Origin of the sequence: Pseudactinotalea sp. Z1732 (assembly GCF_049724975.1) — a bacterium.
GTDB lineage: Bacteria > Actinomycetota > Actinomycetes > Actinomycetales > Beutenbergiaceae > CALKWS01.
Window position 1 is genome coordinate 22172 of the sequence record NZ_JBMPQC010000012.1, and the last position, 17166, is coordinate 39337.

At 70.4% G+C, this 17166-nt stretch carries 12 protein-coding genes; all 12 read left to right on the plus strand.

From position 1 onward, the window contains the following. Nucleotides 1–66: 66 nt before the first annotated feature. On the plus strand, nt 67–1914 hold the full coding sequence (locus ACPL7H_RS16570; RefSeq protein WP_424797894.1) for an ABC transporter ATP-binding protein: 1848 nt from the start codon (nt 67–69) through the stop codon (nt 1912–1914). Between the two features lie 2 nt (nt 1915–1916). Then, nucleotides 1917–3710: an ABC transporter ATP-binding protein gene (locus ACPL7H_RS16575; RefSeq protein ID WP_424797895.1), complete on the plus strand. Its 1794-nt coding sequence runs from the start codon at nt 1917–1919 to the stop codon at nt 3708–3710. 43 nt (nt 3711–3753) lie between these two features. Beyond that, a complete protein-coding gene (gene hisI, locus ACPL7H_RS16580) occupies nt 3754–4122 on the plus strand; it encodes a phosphoribosyl-AMP cyclohydrolase (protein WP_424789142.1) in 369 nt (122 codons plus the stop codon). Then, nucleotides 4119–5705, plus strand: a complete 1587-nt coding sequence (locus tag ACPL7H_RS16585; protein WP_424789141.1) for an anthranilate synthase component I — start codon at nt 4119–4121, stop codon at nt 5703–5705. The genes hisI and ACPL7H_RS16585 overlap by 4 nt, the downstream gene beginning before the upstream one ends. Beyond that, nucleotides 5702–6382: a Trp biosynthesis-associated membrane protein gene (locus ACPL7H_RS16590; protein WP_424797896.1), complete on the plus strand. Its 681-nt coding sequence runs from the start codon at nt 5702–5704 to the stop codon at nt 6380–6382. The genes ACPL7H_RS16585 and ACPL7H_RS16590 overlap by 4 nt, the downstream gene beginning before the upstream one ends. Nucleotides 6383–6418: 36 nt before the next feature. Continuing rightward, a complete protein-coding gene (locus ACPL7H_RS16595) occupies nt 6419–6874 on the plus strand; it encodes an HGxxPAAW family protein (protein WP_424797897.1) in 456 nt (151 codons plus the stop codon). 99 nt (nt 6875–6973) lie between these two features. After that, nucleotides 6974–7789 (plus strand): indole-3-glycerol phosphate synthase TrpC, encoded by an 816-nt coding sequence (gene trpC, locus ACPL7H_RS16600; protein ID WP_424797898.1) that lies wholly within the window; start codon nt 6974–6976, stop codon nt 7787–7789. After that, nucleotides 7786–9036, plus strand: coding sequence for a tryptophan synthase subunit beta (gene trpB, locus ACPL7H_RS16605; RefSeq protein WP_424797899.1), 1251 nt, complete (start codon nt 7786–7788; stop codon nt 9034–9036). Before trpC ends, trpB begins: the two co-directional genes overlap by 4 nt. Then, nucleotides 9033–9860 (plus strand): tryptophan synthase subunit alpha, encoded by an 828-nt coding sequence (gene trpA, locus ACPL7H_RS16610; RefSeq protein ID WP_424797900.1) that lies wholly within the window; start codon nt 9033–9035, stop codon nt 9858–9860. The genes trpB and trpA overlap by 4 nt, the downstream gene beginning before the upstream one ends. Then, nucleotides 9860–10978, plus strand: coding sequence for a prolipoprotein diacylglyceryl transferase (gene lgt, locus ACPL7H_RS16615; protein WP_424797901.1), 1119 nt, complete (start codon nt 9860–9862; stop codon nt 10976–10978). Before trpA ends, lgt begins: the two co-directional genes overlap by 1 nt. 121 nt (nt 10979–11099) lie before the next feature. Next, nucleotides 11100–15683 (plus strand): glutamate synthase large subunit, encoded by a 4584-nt coding sequence (gene gltB / locus ACPL7H_RS16620; RefSeq protein ID WP_424797902.1) that lies wholly within the window; start codon nt 11100–11102, stop codon nt 15681–15683. Further along, nucleotides 15676–17148, plus strand: coding sequence for a glutamate synthase subunit beta (locus ACPL7H_RS16625; RefSeq protein WP_424797903.1), 1473 nt, complete (start codon nt 15676–15678; stop codon nt 17146–17148). The genes gltB and ACPL7H_RS16625 overlap by 8 nt, the downstream gene beginning before the upstream one ends. Nucleotides 17149–17166 lie beyond the last annotated feature (18 nt).

A 17166-nucleotide genomic window follows, 5' to 3' on the forward strand; every position in this document is an offset into this window, starting at 1 on the left:
GTACATGGCGGTAGAGGGCGTGTGGGACGATGGTGCGCACATCACCATCGAGGAGCAGACCCCGTCATGGCAGGACCGCCTGAGGCAGCAAGCTCTCGGGCGTACGCACTTCCCGGTGGCGCGCTGCGCCGCTCGCTGCTGCTGATCGGCCGGGGAATCGCGTCGCAGAAACGCACGTTCGCCGTCGCTATCACCGCCAGCGCCGTCTACGGGGCCGCACTGGTGGGCTCGGGATGGGCACTTGGTCAGATCACCGACTCCGTGGTGGTACCGGCACTGTCCGGGTCCGCCGTCCCGACAGCCCGCATCTGGATCGCGGGTCTGGTGCTCCTCGGCATCGGCCTGGTCACCGCCCTGAGTGTGGCGCTCCGCCGCGTCTTCGCCGGGCGGGGCACCATGGATGTGCAGGCCGGTCACCGCCGCCTGGTCACCCGGCAGTACCTGCGCCTGCCGATGAGTTGGCACCGGCGGCACCCGGCTGGACAGTTGCTCTCCAACGCCAACGCCGACGCCGAGGCCGCCGGCGGGGTGTTCCAGGCCCTGCCGTTCGCGCTGGGCGTGCTGGTGATGATCGCCATCGCCTCGGCCGCGATGCTGATCGCTGATCCGGTCACGGGGCTGATCGGGGTGGCGGTGCTCCCGATGGTGCTGGTGCTCAACGCCGTCTACCGGCGCTTCGTCAACCCAGCCGTCACCGAGGTGCAGCATCAGCGAGCGGTGGTCGCCGACTCCGCGCACGAGAGCTTCGAGGCCGCCGCCGTCGTCAAGGCGCTAGGTACCGAGGCGCTGGAGGAGGAGCGGTTCGCCGCGGCAGCAGACGACCTGCGGGCGGCGAACGTGCGCGTCGGTCGGATCCGTTCGGTGTTCGATCCCGCGATCGAGTACCTGCCCGCCCTGGCCACGCTGGGGGTGCTGGCCGTGGGTGCGGTCCGGATCGAGGCAGGCCTGATGAACACCGGCGGGGTGGTCACCACCGCGTACCTGCTGACCATCCTGACCTTCCCGGTACGGGCCATCGGGTTCGTGCTCGGTGACCTGCCGCGGTCCCTGGTCGGGCACGCCCGGATCTCCCGGGTGGTGGACGCCCGCGGGTACCTGAGCGAGGGCACCGGTGTGCTCACCGCCGGTGGTGGGATGCACCTGTCCGCCGAGTGCGTGACACTGACGGTGCCGCGCCGCGACGCGGACGGCTCGGCCGGTACCCAGGACCTGCTCAAGGACGCCTCCTTCACCGTCGAGCCCGGCCAGATCCTCGCGGTGGTCGGTTCCACGGGTTCGGGCAAGTCCACGCTGGTGGACCTGCTCGCCCGGCTCAGCGACCCCACCTCCGGGGTGGTGCGCTACGACGGCCTCGACGCCCGCGAGGTGTCCACCGCCCATCGCACCGGGGCGGTGGCCCTGGTGTCCCAGCAGGCATTCGTGTTCGAGGACACGGTCCGTAACAACGTCACCCTCGAACAGTCGTCGGCATGGACCGACGAGCACGTGTGGTCCGCACTGGAAGTGGCACGCGCCGACGGGTTCATCAAGGACCTGCCCGAGGGCCTGGACACGGTGATCGGCGAGCGCGGCTCCAGCCTCTCCGGGGGGCAGCGCCAGCGCCTCGCGATCGCCCGCGCCCTGATCCGCCGCCCCCGGCTGCTGATCATGGACGATGCCACCTCGGCGGTGGACCCCATGGTGGAGCAGCAGATCCTGCGCGGCCTGGGTGAGCACGTGGGCGGTGTCAGCGTGGTGCTGGTGGCCTACCGCACCGCGAGCATCGCGATGGCCGACTCCGTGCTGCACCTCGAGCGCGGGCAGGTGGTGGATCGGGGCACCCACGCCGAACTGCTCACCCGCGATGCCGGCTACCGCCAGATCGTCACCGCCTACCAGGTGCAACGCCAGGAGCGCGAGGGGGAGGGGGAGTGACCATGAACGAGCAGAGAGCCTCCGCACGCATCTCCGAGGCCTCCGAACTCGGTGTCTTCGGCACCGTCGCCGAAGGGATCCGACTCTCCCCGGCCATGCGCGTCGGAATCGGGTTCACCCTGGCCCTGGCCCTGGTGGCCACTGCGGGTCGCCTGATCGTGCCGCTGGCGGTGCAACGCACCACCGATGCCGGCATCCTGGCCCCGGGCGGGGTGGACGTGGGCCTGGTGATGCGCCTGTGCGCGATCGCCGCGGTTGGACTGCTGCTGACCGGAGCGTGCACGTCCTGGGTGAACTACCGGCTGTTCCGCGCAGCCGAGGGTGGCCTGGCCCAACTACGCGTTCGCGCCTTCCGGCACATCCACGATCTGTCCTCCCTGACCCAGAACACCGAGCGCCGCGGGTCGCTGGTCTCCCGGGTCACCTCGGATGTGGACACGATCTCGCTGTTCGTGCAGTGGGGCGGGTTGATGCTCATCCTGTCCTCGCTGCAGATCCTCGGGGCCACCGTGGTGATGCTGGTCTACTCCTGGCAACTCACCCTGCTGGTCTGGGCCGCGTTCGTGCCGATGATGCTGTTGGCGCCGCGGGCGCAGAAGGCCCTCTCCAAGGCCTACGGCGAGGTTCGGGTACGCGTCGGTGCCATGCTGGCTGCGGTCTCCGAGGCGGTCGTGGGTGCCTCCACCATCCGCGCCTACGGGGCGGGTGAGCGGACCAGGGGCCGCATCGAGCAGGCCATCACCAGCCACCGCGACGCCGCGGTACGCGCCCAGACCTACGCCTCGATCGCCTTCTCCTCCGGGGTGCTGCTGTCCTCGGTCGCGCTCGGCGGGGTCGTGGTGGCCGGGGTGTACCTGGGACTGGACGGGGGCATCAGCATCGGCGTCCTGCTCGCGTTCCTGTTCCTGGTGCAGATCTTCGTGGGCCCGGTGCAGAGCGCCACCGAGGTGCTCAACGAACTACAGAACGCCGTGGCCGGGTGGCGGCGCGTGATCGCGATCGTGCACACCCCGCTGGATATCGATGAGCCTGCCGAACCCGCTCCGCTCGGGCCGCGCGGCCCGGCGGCCCTGAACTTCACCGACGTGAGTTTCGCCTATCCCGGTGGTGACCCCGTGCTGACCGGCATCAACTTGGACATTCCGGCTGGGGCCCGGGTGGCGATAGTGGGGGAGACCGGTTCGGGCAAGACCACCCTGGCCAAACTCCTCACCAGGTTCATGGATCCGGCCACCGGCACGGTGAGCCTGGACGGGGTGGACCTGCGCCGGATCGCGCTGGCCGATCTGCGCCAGCGGGTGGTGATCGTGCCCCAGGAGGGGTTCCTCTTCGACGGCACCATCGCCGAGAACGTCGCGTACGGACGCACCCGCGCCGGCGCCGAACGGGTCGCCGCCGCGATGAGGGACCTGGGCCTGGACGACTGGCTGGCCACCCTGCCCCACGGGGTGCACACCGACGTGGGCCAGCGGGGGGAGTCCCTGTCCGCCGGGGAGCGCCAGCTGGTCGCGATCGCCCGCGCCTACCTGGCCGATGCGGACGTGCTGATCCTGGATGAGGCGACCTCCGCCGTCGACCCTGCCACCGAGGCCCGGATCAGCCGGGCGCTGGCCTCCCTGACCGCCGGACGCACCTCGGTGGCCATCGCGCACCGGCTGTCCACCGCCGAGGCAGCCGATCTGGTGGTGGTGGTCGACGCCGGACGGATCGTGGAGTTCGGGCCGCACAACGAACTGGTGCAGGCCGGCGGCCGGTACGCCGACATGTACGCCTCCTGGGTGGTGCAGAGCAGTTGAGCGCGGGCGTGGAAGACCGCCGCGGGCGTGGGAGGATGACACCGTGCCTGAAGAATCCCCCGCAACGCTGGCGCCCGAGGTCGCCGCGCGATTGAAACGAGACGACCAGGGCCTGGTGGCCGCCGTCATCCAGGAGGAGAGCACCGCACGGGTGCTGATGGTCGGCTGGATGGACGATGAGGCCCTGCATCGCACCCTCACCTCCGGGCGGGTGACGTTCTGGTCCCGCTCCCGCGGCGAGTACTGGCGCAAGGGTGACACCTCGGGCAATGTCCAGGAAGTGCGCGGGGTGGAACTGGACTGTGACGGCGACGCGCTGCTGGTGCAGGTACGCCAGCACGGCCCGGCCTGTCACACCGGTACCCACAGTTGCTTCGACGCCGGCGGTGCACTCTCGGCGGTGCGGGCATGAACGCGCCCGCCCCGGGCACACCCAATTCGCCCACCGACCTGCCCTGGGGCCACACCTGGCCGACCCGGGAGGACTTCCTGACGATGGCTGCCGACCACCGAAGGGTGATCCCGGTGGTTCGCAGGCTGCTGGCCGACGACGTGACCCCGGTGGGCCTGTACCGCCGGCTCAGCGCGGGACGGGAGGGCACGTTCATCCTGGAGTCGGCCGGTGCCGACGGGGTCTGGTCGCGCTGGTCCTTCGTGGGCGTCCGGGCCCGGGCGGTACTGACGTGCCACCAGGGCCGGGCCCGTTGGCGCGGTGACGTCCCGGCCGGCATCCCCACCACCGGTCCGGTGCTCGAGGTGCTGCGTGAGGCGCTGGAGAAACTGCACACGCCCGCCATCGAGGGCCTACCGCCGCTGACCGGCGGCCTCGTCGGCTCGATGGGGTGGGACGTGATCCATCAATGGGAGCCCTCATTGCCCGGGCACGCCCCGGACGAGCTCGACGTACCGGAGGTGTGCCTGGGCCTGGTCAGCGACCTCGCCGCCGTCGACCACGCCGGGGGGTCGGTGTGGTTGATCGCCAACGCGATCAACTTCGATGACACCGACGCCCGCGTCGAGGAGGCCTACGACGACGCCGTGGCTCGCCTGGACGCCATGCAGGAGGCCATGGTCGCGCCCGCGCCCGCCCAGCCACTGGTCACCGGTGACGCCGCCGTCGAGCCCGATTTGCGGTTCCGCACCCCCAAGGAGGACTTCCTCTCCGGGGTGCGCACCGCCAAGCAGGCAATCGTGGACGGGGAGGTCTTCCAGGTGGTGTTGTCCCAGCGACTCGACCTGGACAGCCCCGCCGACCCGCTGGACGTCTACCGGGTGCTGCGCACCATCAACCCCAGCCCGTACATGTACTACCTGCACCTGGCCGACACCGAAGGGGAGGACTTCTATGTGGTGGGCTCCTCCCCGGAGACGCTGGTGAAGGTCGAGGGCCGCGAGGTGACCGGGTTCCCGATCGCGGGGTCCAGGCCCAGGGGAGCCACCCCGGCGCAGGACAAGGAACTGGCCGAGGAACTGCTCGCCGACCCCAAGGAACGGTCCGAGCACATCATGCTGGTGGACCTGGCCCGCAACGACCTGGGCCGGGTGTGCCAACCCGGCACGGTCACCGTGGTGGAACTGATGCAGGTGCTGCGCTACAGCCACATCATGCACATGGCCTCCACCGTCACCGGGCATCTGCGGCCCGACGCCACGGCGCTGGAGGCCTTCACCGCCACCTTCCCGGCGGGGACCCTTTCCGGCGCGCCGAAGGCACGGGCGATCGCGCTCATCGACGAGCTCGAACCGGCGCGCCGCGGGATCTACGGGGGTGCGGTGGGCTATTTCGACTTCGCCGGGGACATGGACATGGCGATCGCGATCCGCACCGCCGTGATCAAGAACGGGCGGGCCACCGTGCAGGCCGGCGGTGGGATCGTGGCCGACTCCGACCCCGAGAGCGAGTACGTCGAGTCCCGGAACAAGGCGGCGGCGGCTGTCCGGGCGGTGCAGCGGGCCGCGGGGGTGCGGACCGTGGTGGCCGGGGCGAGGGAATGAGCCGCGGCCGGATGGTCCTGGTGCTGGTGCTGCTGGGCGCCGGCGCGTTCGGCCTGAGCCTGCTCACCTGGGTCGGTGCCGAGGCGGTGACGACACTGGGCCCCCAGCCGGTGCGGGTCTCCGGTGCCGGAGCGGCGCCCGTGGTGCCCAGCGCGGCCCTGGTCGTGGTGGTCGCGGGACTGGCCGTGGGTCTGTCCGGCCCGGTGGTGCGGATCCTCGCACCGGCAGCGGCGGCCCTGGCGGCGGTGGTGGCGCTGATCGCCGGGCTCGTGCTGATCGCCGACCCGGACCCGGCGGCGCGCTCGGCGGCCGGGGAGGTCGGCGGGGTCCGGGAGATCACCGGCGCGGCCGAACTGACCGTGTGGCCCTGGGTGGTGGTGGTGCTGCTGGCATCGACCGTCCTGGTGGCCCTGGTGTTGCCGTTCCGGGCCGGTACCTGGGCGCCGGCGGCGGCCAGATATGAGCGCGCTGTGGTGCGTCCCGAGGGTGCTGGGCCGGCCGGGACGCGCGCAAGCGGTGCTGCGACCGGACAGGCCACTTCCCGGGCGGACTGGGATGCGCTCAGTAGTGGCCTGGATCCCAGCGCGACCGACGACGATGCGCACAGCGGGCATAGCGGGCACGACGAGCCCGGCGAGCGGGGCGCTGGGCGCGATGCCTCCGGTCGGGAGCGATAGGCTGTGTCCAGCCACATTCCAGGAGGATCTGCACCCATGTCGAACTCGTCCCAGTACCCGCCGTTGCCACCGTCCGAACCGCCGTCGCACGCCCCGCACGCCAACCACGGTGGGACACCGGCGGGTTGGGCGTTGATGGGCGTGTCGGCCGTGGGTGCGGTGATCGTGGCGATCGGGATCATCCTGCCGTCCAACCCGGTGATCCTGGCCGGCGTGATCGTGCTGGTGGTCGGTGCGGTGATCTCACTGGTGCTGCGCGGATTGGGGATGGGTCAACCGAGCCAGCCCGCGAGGCCGGACCCCGATGACGAGTTGGCGCACCTACGCAGCCCCGGTCCGATCGCCGCCGAATCGCGCAAGTCCGACCTGCAGGGCGCCCCTCCCGAGGCACCGGAGGCTCACGACGGGAAGTCCCCGGCCGCCCAGGTCCAGTCCGCCGAGGGCGACGGGGGTCAGAACCGGGAGGCCGAGGCGCAGGACGCCGACAGGTAGTCCGACGCTCACGCGTTCCCATCCGGAGGCGTCGGGTCGGGCCCACGGTCATCCACACGACCTCGGGCCCCTACGATGGGACCGGGAGGAGAGTGCAGCGTGACTGTTCTGGAGGAGATCGTGGCAGGGGTCCGTGAGGATCTCGCCGCACGCGAGGCCGACGTGAGCCTCGATGAGCTCAAGCAGCGCGCGGACGCGCGCCCCTCGGCGATGCAGGCCCGCGAGGTCATCGCCAAGACCGATGCCGTCACGGTGATCGCCGAGGTCAAGCGGTCCAGCCCGTCCAAGGGCTCCCTGGCGCCGATCGACGATCCGGCGAAACTGGCCGCTGAGTACGAGGCCGGGGGAGCGTGCGTGATCAGCGTGCTCACCGAGTCCCGCCGGTTCGGTGGCTCCCTGGACGACCTGTCCGCAGTACGGGCCGTGGTGGACGTACCGGTACTGCGCAAGGACTTCATCGTCACGCCCTACCAGGTGTGGGAGGCCCGGGCCCACGGTGCCGACGTGGTGCTGCTGATCGTGGCGGCACTGGAGCAGAACGTGCTCACGGCCCTGACCGAGCGGATCCACTCGCTGGGGATGACCGCGCTGGTCGAGGCGCACACCGCCGAGGAGGTGGACCGCGCCGTGGACGCCGGGGCTTCGGTGCTGGGCATCAACGCCCGGAACCTGCACACCCTGGAGGTGGACCGGAACAGGTTCAACGAACTCGCCCCCCTGGTGCCCTCCGGCATCGTCAAGGTCGCGGCTTCGGGTGTGCGAGGGCCGCACGACGTGTTCGAGTACGCCCGCGCCGGTGCCGACGCGGTGCTGGTCGGGGAGGCGCTGGTGACCGGAGAAGATGCCCGGGCGGCGGTGGCGGACATGGTGGCCGCCGGTTCGCACCCGGCCCTGCGTGCGGTCCGGTCCCGATGACCCTGCGGGATCGCGCCGAGCAACTGCGCCTGGCCGTGGGCCCCTACTTCGGTGACTTCGGCGGCCGGTTCGTGGCCGAGGCTCTCATCGCCGCGCTGGACGACCTTTCCGCGGCCTGGGAGAAGGCCAGAACGGAGCCGGACTTCGCCGCCCGGTTGAACGCCCTGCACGCCGACTACACCGGCCGGCCGAGCCCGATCACCGAGGTGCCCCGGTTCGCCGAGCATGCCGGTGGAGTCCGGGTGCTGCTGAAGCGTGAGGACCTGAACCACACCGGCTCCCACAAGATCAATAACGTGCTCGGCCAGGCCCTGCTCACCGAGATGGTCGGCAAGAAGCGCATCATCGCCGAGACCGGCGCCGGGCAGCACGGCGTGGCCACGGCCACGGCGGCTGCCCTGTTCGGCCTGGAGTGCACGATCTACATGGGCGAGGAGGACACCCGGCGCCAGGCGTTGAACGTGGCCCGGATGCGCCTGCTCGGAGCGGAGGTAGTGCCGGTGCGCACCGGCACCCGCACCCTGAAGGACGCGATCAACGAGGCTTTCCGGGACTGGGTCACCAACGTCGAGACCACCAACTACGTCTTCGGAACGGTGGCGGGCCCGCACCCGTTCCCCACCATGGTGCGGGACCTGCAGAAGATCATCGGCACCGAGGCCCGGGCCCAGGTGCTGGAGCGCTACGGGGTACTCCCCGATGCGGTCGTGGCCTGCGTAGGTGGCGGATCGAATGCGATGGGCATCTTCCACGCCTTCCTCGATGATGCTCAGGTGCGCCTGATCGGTTGCGAGGCGGCCGGTGACGGGGTGGACACCGACCGGCACGCTGCCACCATCACCAAGGGCTCACCGGGCGTCTTCCATGGCGCACACTCCTATCTGCTGCAGGACGCCGACGGTCAGACCCTGCCCTCGCATTCGATCTCGGCCGGGTTGGACTACCCGGGGGTTGGCCCGGAGCATTCCTGGCTGGCCGATATCGGGCGTGCGCAGTACCGCCCCATCAGTGACACCGAGGCCATGGACGCCTTCGCGCTGTTGTGCCGCGCCGAAGGCATCATCCCGGCGATCGAGAGCGCCCACGCGTTGGCCGGGGCGTTGCAACTGGGCCCTGAACTGGCCGAGGCGGCCGGCGACGGCTCCGAGGCCACCCTGTTGGTGAGCCTGTCCGGGCGTGGTGACAAGGATGTGGCCACCGCGGCCGACTGGTTCGGCCTGATCGATGAGGAGCCGGACGCCGAATGAGCGCCACCGCTGCTGTACTCGATGCCGCCCGGGCCGAGGGCCGGGCCGCACTGATGGTCTATCTGCCGGTGGGCTACCCGGACCTGGAGGGTTCGATCGCCGCGGCCAAGGCCGCGGTGGCGGCCGGGGCGGACATCATCGAACTCGGACTGCCCTACTCCGATCCGGGCATGGACGGGCCGGTCATCCAGCAGACCGTGCAAGCGGCCCTGGACTCCGGCACCCGCACCACCGACGTCCTGCACGCCGTCCGCGAGGTCGCCGCCACCGGCGCCCCCACGCTCGTGATGACGTACTACAATCCGGTGCTGCGGTACGGGCTGCGCGAGTTCGCGCGGGACCTTGCGGCCGCCGGGGGAGCGGGCCTGATCACCCCGGACCTCATTCCCGATGAGGCCCAGGAGTGGATCAGTGCGGCGCAGGAGCATGACCTGGACCGGGTGTTCCTGGTGGCGCCCAGTTCCACCACCGAGCGTCTGGCGATGACGGCGGCGGCGTGCCGCGGCTTCGTCTACGCCGCCTCCACCATGGGGGTGACGGGCGCCCGGGCCGAAGTCGGGGCGCGCGCGGCGGATCTCGTCGCTGCGACCCGCGCCGCCGGTGCGAGCCGGGTGTGTGTGGGCCTTGGGGTCTCCAACGGCGTGCAGGCAGCCCAGGTGGCGGCCTACGCCGACGGGGTGATCGTGGGTTCGGCACTGGTCCGCACCCTGGTCCGCACCGATGGTGACCGGGACGCGGGCCTTGCTGACCTGAGTGCGCTGACCGCTGAGCTCGCCGAGGGCGTGCGCGCGGCTGACCGGTCGCCCGTGAGTCGGGAGCACTGATGGGCCAGTTGCTCGCCACCGCGGGTATCCCGAGTCCCGCTCAGGGGGTCTGGTACCTCGGGCCGTTGCCGTTGCGCGCCTACGCGCTGGCGATCTTGACCGGGATCCTGCTCGCGAGCATCATCACCATCCGGCGATACCGGGCCAGGGGCGGCCCGGACGGGGCGTTCGCGGACATGCTGATCGTCGCCGTCCCGGCGGGCATCATCGGTGCCCGGATCTACCACGTGCTCACCCATTACCCCTCCTACTTCGGGCCCGGTGCGGACCCGCTGGAGGCGCTGTACATCTGGCGCGGGGGTCTGGCGATCATCGGTGCCATCGCCCTGGGCACCCTGGCCGGCTGGCTGGTACTGCGTCGCAAGGGCCTGCGCCTGGCTCCGATGGCCGATGCCATCGCGCCGGCGCTGCTGGTCGCCCAGGCGGTGGGCCGGCTGGGCAACTACTTCAACCAGGAACTCTTCGGTGGTCCCACCGACCTGCCGTGGGGCCTGCAGATCGACGGGCACATCCTGGCCGCGCACGGCCTCGAGGCGGGCACGCTGGTTCACCCGACGTTCCTGTACGAACTCATCTGGAACCTGTTCATGGCGGCGCTGCTGGTGCTGTTGGACCGGCGTCTGCGGCTCGGCGGTGGCCAGGTGTTCGCCCTGTATGTGCTGATGTACGCCTCGGGGCGGTTCTGGATCGAGGGGCTGCGGATGGACCCGGCCCTGGAGTTCGCCGGTATCCGGCTGAACGCCTGGGCTGCCCTCGGCCTGGCGGTGGCGGCGCTGATCGCGTTCGTGGTACTGCGCAGGCGGGGCTCCCACCACGACACGAGTGTGTGGCTGCCGGGGCGCGAGCCCGCGGACGAAGAGGTGGGCGAGGGCCACGACGACGAGGCATCCGGCGACCGCAAGCCGACTCACCACGACGAGGCACCCGGTGACGGCGAGCCGTCACCCGGCGACCAGGGACCGGGTGACGGCGAGTCGTCACCCGGCGACGAGGCACCCGGTGACGGCGGGTCGACAGACGACGACACCGCGGCGGGGACGAGCCCCGGTCGGGGCACGGGGGCGCACATCGACCCCGATGCCTCCACGATCGATCCGGAGGACGTGGGTAGGGCCTAGTGACCCTTCACGGCTTGACAGCATAGGTACTGTAAATCCGTTATGGGCTTATCTTGCCCAACCTTCAAGAGTCGGTAAAGTCCACCAGATGATCTGACCTGGTGGCGGCAAGGATGATCGGATGAGCGGTAGCCCGCAGCACGCAGGACCCTACGCAACGTACAGCGCCATCCCTCCGGCGCACGGACTGTACGATCCCGCCGCCGAACGTGACGCCTGTGGAGTTGCGTTCGTGGCCACGCTGCGGGGCACGCCCGGTCGCGACATCGTCGACGCCGGACTTCGCGCACTGGCGAACCTGGACCACCGGGGCGCGGTCGGCGCCGAGGCGGACTCCGGCGACGGCGCGGGCATTCTGACCCAGGTCCCCGACGCGTTCGTGCGAGCGGTGATCGAGGCGGAACTTCCGGCCGCCGGGTACTACGCCATCGGGATGGCGTTCCTGCCGCTGGACGCAGCCGGCGCCGACAGTGCTGCGGAGCAGGTGGAGCGGATCGCCGCCGAGGAGAGCCTGGACGTACTCGCTTGGCGGGATGTGCCGGTGCAGGACGGCCTGGTCGGACCCACCGCCCGGGCCTGCATGCCCACCTTCCGCCATCTCGTGGTCGCCGATGCGGCCGGCGCCCTGCACGGGCTGGATCTGGACCGGCGGACCTACCGGCTGCGCAAGCGGGCCGAGCACGAGGCCGGGGTGTACTTCGCCTCCCTGTCATCCCGCACGCTGGTGTACAAGGGCATGGTCACTACCACCCAGTTGGAACCGTTCTTCGCCGACCTATCCGATCCGCGATTCGCCTCCGAGATCGCGCTGGTGCACTCCCGGTTCTCCACCAACACCTTCCCCTCCTGGCCACTGGCGCAACCGTTCCGTGCGGTGGCGCACAACGGGGAGATCAACACCGTGCGCGGGAACCGGAACTGGATGGCTGCCCGGGAGGGCACCCTGGCCTCCCCTGCGCTCGGTGACCTGGCGCCGCTGATGCCGGTGTGCCGTGAGGAGCAGAGCGACTCGGCCAGTTTCGATGAGGTGCTGGAACTGCTACACCTTGGGGGTCGGTCCCTTCCGCACGCGGTGCTGATGATGATTCCCGAGGCGTGGGAGAACCACACCTCGATGAACGCGCAGCGACGCGCGTTCTACGCCTATCACGGCGCCCTCATGGAGCCCTGGGACGGACCTGCGGCGATGTGCTTCACCGACGGGCGCTACATCGGCGCGGTGCTGGACCGCAACGGGCTGCGCCCGGGCAGGTACTGGATCACCGCCGACGGACTGGTGGTCCTGGCCAGCGAGTCCGGCGTGCTCGACCTGCCCGCCGCCGAGGTGGTGCGCAAGGGACGACTCGCCCCGGGCCGGATGTTCCTGGTGGACACCGGCGCCGGCCGGGTGATCGAGGATGAGGAGATCAAGTCCGAACTGGCCCGGGCCCATCCCTACCAGACGTGGCTGGCAGACAACCAGATCAACCTGGAGGACCTGCCCGAGCGGGAGCACGTGGCGCACTCCCGGTCCTCGGTGCTGCGCCGGCAGCAAACCTTCGGATACACGGAGGAGGAACTGCGCATCCTGTTGCGGCCGCTGGCGGCCACCGGTGCGGAGGCACTGGGGTCGATGGGTACCGATACGCCGATCGCGGTCCTCTCCGAGCGCCCCCGCCTGCTGTTCGACTACTTCTCCCAGCTCTTCGCCCAGGTGACGAACCCGCCGCTGGACGCCATCCGCGAGGAACTCGTCACCGCCGTCGGCGGGGCCATCGGTCCCGAGCCCAATCTGCTGGAGGCCACCCCCGAGCATGCCCGCAAACTCGTGCTCCCCTTCCCTGTCATCGACAACGATCAACTCGCCAAGATCAAGAACGTCCACCGCACCCCGGGCCCGGGGCGAGGCTTCGCCGCGGTGACGATCTCCGGGCTGTACCGGGTGGAGGGCGGCGCGAGCGCGCTGCAGGCCCGCTTGGAGGAGATCTTCGCCGAAGTCGACGCCGCGATCGAGCAGGGCAGCAGTTTCGTGGTGCTCTCCGACCGTGACTCGGACGCCCTCCTGGCTCCGATCCCGTCCCTGCTGCTGTGCGCGGCCGTGCACCACCACACCCTGCGCAAGCACACCCGCACCCGGATCAGCCTGCTGGTCGAGGCCGGTGACGTGCGCGAGGTACACCATGTGGCCCTGTTGGTCGGATACGGCGCCGCCGCGGTGAACCCGTATCTGGCGATGGAGTCGGTGGAGGAACTGGTCCACTCCGGTGTGCTCAGCGACATCTCCGCGGAACGGGCCGTGCACAATCTCATCAAGGGACTGGGCAAGGGAGTCCTGAAGGTGATGAGCAAGATGGGCATCTCCACCATGGCCTCCTACCGTGGTGCCCAGGTGTTCCAGGCACTCGGGCTGGCCCAGGACCTCGTCGACCGCTACTTCACGGCGACCTCGACGCCCCTGGGTGGGGTGGGCCTGGAGGTGCTGGCCGCCGAGGTGGCGGCCCGGCACGCCACCGCCTATCCCCGAAGTGGTATCGCCCCGGCGCACCGGCGGCTGCAGATCGGAGGGGAGTACCAGTGGCGCCGCGAGGGCGAACCCCACCTGTTCGACCCCGAGACGGTCTTCCGTCTGCAGCACTCGACCAGGACCCGCAACTATGAGTTGTACAAGGACTACACGCACCGGGTGGACTCCCAGGCCAGCAGGTTGATGACGCTGCGAGGGCTGTTCACCTTCGCCGACTCCGGGCGCGCGCCGATCGGGATCGACGATGTCGAACCGGTCAGCGAGATCGTGAAACGGTTCTCCACCGGGGCGATGTCCTACGGATCCATCTCCGCCGAGGCCCACGAGACGCTGGCGATCGCGATGAACCGGCTCGGAGCCAAGTCCAACACCGGAGAGGGCGGGGAGGACACCGAGCGACTCCTCGACCCACGACGACGCAGCGCGATCAAGCAGATCGCCTCCGGGCGGTTCGGGGTGACCTCGGAGTACCTGGTGCACGCCCAGGACCTGCAGATCAAGATGGCCCAGGGCGCCAAACCCGGTGAGGGCGGGCAGTTACCCGGGGCGAAGGTCTATCCCTGGGTGGCCAAGACCCGGCACGCCACCCCCGGGGTCGGGCTGATCTCACCGCCACCCCACCACGACATCTATTCGATCGAGGACATCGCCCAACTCATCCATGACCTCAAGAACGCCAACCCCGCGGCCCGGGTGCACGTCAAACTCGTCTCCGAGATCGGCGTGGGCACGGTCGCGGCCGGCGTGTCCAAGGCGCACGCGGACGTGGTGCTGATCTCCGGCCATGACGGCGGTACCGGTGCGAGCCCGCTGACCTCGCTCAAGCACGCCGGGGCGCCGTGGGAGATCGGCCTGGCCCAGACCCAGCAGACCCTGGTGCTGAACAACCTGCGGGACCGGATCGTGGTCCAGACCGACGGCCAGCTCAAGACGGGCCGGGACGTGGTCATCGCGGCCCTGTTGGGCGCGGAGGAGTACGGGTTCGCCACCGCCCCGCTGGTGGTCTCGGGCTGCGTGATGATGCGCGTGTGCCACCAGGACACCTGCCCGGTGGGGGTGGCCACCCAGAACCCGGACCTGCGCGCGCGCTTCACCGGCCGACCCGAGGACGTGGTCACCTTCTTCGAGTACGTGGCACAGGAGGTTCGGGAGATCCTGGCCTCACTCGGGCTGCGGTCGCTGGATGAGGCGATCGGAGAGGTCGACCTGCTCGACACCTCCGCCGCGGTGGACCACTGGAAGGCCGCCGGACTGGACCTCACCCCGATCCTGGCCAAGCCGTCACTGCCGCCGGGGTCCCATCCACGGCAACGGATCAGCCAGGACCACGCGCTGGATCGGGCGTTGGACGTCGACCTCATCGCCCGCGCCGACGCCGCCCTGGAACGGGGCGAACCGGTGCAGATCGAGGTCGGTGTACGCAACATCAACCGCACCGTGGGCACCATGCTCGGTCACGAGGTGACCCGCCGTTACGGGGGCGAGGGTCTGCCCCGGGACACCATCGACGTCACCCTGTACGGATCGGCCGGGCAGTCCCTGGGAGCGTTCCTGCCGCCGGGGATCACCCTGCGCCTGTTCGGGGACGCCAACGACTACGTCGGCAAGGGTCTGTCCGGTGGACGGGTGGTGGTACGGCCACCGGCCGAGGCCACCTTCAACGCCGCCGCGAACGTCATCGCCGGGAACGTGATCGCCTACGGGGCCACCTCCGGCCAGGTGTTCCTGCGCGGCACCGCCGGGGAGCGGTTCGGGGTGCGCAACTCCGGCGCCACCCTCGTGGTCGAGGGCGTCGGTGACCACGGATGTGAGTACATGACCGGCGGCACGGTGGTGGTACTGGGCGGAACGGGGCGCAACTTCGCCGCCGGCATGTCCGGGGGGACGGCCTTCGTGCTGGACCTCGAGGCGGAGCTGATCAACGCCCAGGCCCTGGCGTCGGGGGACCTGAACCTGTCCGGTGTCAGCGCTGCGGACGTGGCGGAACTGACCGCGCTGCTCACCGAGTACGCCGAGCAGACCGACTCCCCGGTGGCCAAACACCTCCTGGCCGATCCCGAAGACCTGGCCCGTCGCTTCACCAAGGTGGTGCCGCTGGCCTTCACCCGCGTCACCGACGTGCTCGCCGAGGTCGAGGCCGCCGGCGCGGACCTGAGTGAACCCGATATCTGGAACCGAGTGCTGGAGGCGACCCATGGCTGATCCCCGAGGCTTCCTGCGGGTGCGCGAACGCGAACTGCCCGCCAGCCGACCGGTACCGGTGCGGATCCGGGACTGGAAGGAGGTGCAAGAGCGTCGCGCGGAGGACTCGGCGATGCTCACCCGGCAGGCGAGCCGCTGCATGGATTGCGGCATCCCCTTCTGTCACAACGGCTGCCCGCTGGGCAACCTGATCCCGGAGTGGAACGACCTGGCCCGCACCGGCCGGTGGGACGAGGCGATCGAGCGGCTGCACGCCACGAACAACTTCCCCGACTTCACCGGGAGACTGTGCCCCGCGCCCTGCGAGACCAGTTGCGTGCTCGGGATCAACCAGCCGCCGGTGACGATCAAGAACATCGAGCAGACCATCATCGACGTCGCCTTCGACAAGGGCCTGGTCACCCCGCAGATCCCGGACCGACTCACCGGCTCCACCGTGGCGGTGATCGGCTCCGGCCCTGCCGGGCTCGCCGCCGCCCAGCAACTGACCCGGGCCGGGCACACCGTGGCGGTCTTCGAACGGTCGGACCGGGTCGGCGGGCTGCTGCGCTACGGGATCCCGGAGTTCAAGATGGAGAAGCGTCACCTGGATGCCAGGCTGGCGCAGATGGAGGCCGAGGGAACCCGGTTCCGTCCCCGGGTGGACATTGGCGGTCCGGGCCACCTCAGCGGCGCCGACCTGCGTGAGCGGTATGACGCGGTCGTGCTGGCCATGGGCACCGAGTTGGCCCGCGACCTTCCCGTACCCGGGCGCGACGTGGCCGGGATCCATCAGGCGATGGAGTTCCTGCCCCAGGCCAACCGGGCCGCTGTGGGTGAGGACGTCCCCGATCAGATCCTGGCGACCGACGCCGATGTGGTGGTGATCGGCGGCGGTGACACCGGCGCCGACTGCGTGGGTACCGCGCACCGTCAGGGAGCGCGCTCGGTGCTGCAACTGGAGATCATGCCCCAGCCACCGGTCGAACGTCCGGAGAACCAGCCCTGGCCGACCCACCCGATGCTGTACCGCGTCTCCAGCGCCCACGAGGAGGGTGGAGAACGCGTCTACGCCACTTCCACCGCGGAGTTCCTGGCCGACGACGACGGCCGGGTGCGGGCGCTGCGGGTGGTGGAGGTGGACCTCAGTTCCGGACGCCTGGAGCCGATCGAGGGGACCGAGCGGGAGATCCCGGCACAACTGGTCCTGCTGGCGATGGGCTTCACCGGTGTGCCCGCCGACGGCTTGCTGAGCCAACTCGGGGTGGAGGTCGATGAGCGGGGCCGGATCGTCCGCGGTGAGGACTTCGGCACCAGCGTGCCCGGCGTCTACGTGGCCGGCGACTGTGGCCGCGGGCAGTCCCTGATCGTGTGGGCGATCGCGGAGGGCAGATCGGCGGCGGCGTCGGTGGACTCCTACCTGCGTGGGCACACCGAACTTCCCGCCCCGATCGCGGCCGGCACGGTAGCGATGAAAGTCGGGTGAGCGGCCCGGGGCAGTGGC